The sequence below is a fragment of the Pseudomonas sp. AC463 genome (assembly GCF_979253585.1).
On the sequence record NZ_CEEDDZ010000573.1, the window covers coordinates 1 to 275 of the forward strand.

Consider the following 275-nt stretch of genomic DNA (forward strand, 5'->3'; position numbering starts at 1 on the left):
CCTACATAGCGCACGCCAAAGCCTGCTCCAAAGCCGTCTAGGAAGCCGTTGTTCCAGGTGTAGTCTGCCCAAAGCGATGCCTGGTTTTCCGGAGTCAACGGCAGCGGACGGTTCTTGTCGGCAGGGTCGCCGACCTTGGTCATTTTGCTGTTCGCGTAAGTGTAGGCAGCGGTGATCTTCAGGTTCTCGGTAACGTTGCCAACAGCTTCAAGCTCAAACCCACGGACTGTTACTTCGCCCACTGGAGCGGTCACGCCCAAGGTATTGGTGGTGAT

1 protein-coding gene is annotated in these 275 nt (G+C 56.7%); it reads right to left on the bottom strand.

Annotated features, from left to right (window positions below; translation table 11 throughout):
- The coding region (locus tag AC0IYH_RS31475; protein WP_471838160.1) for a TonB-dependent receptor domain-containing protein at positions 1–275 on the bottom strand (275 nt) is incomplete at both ends.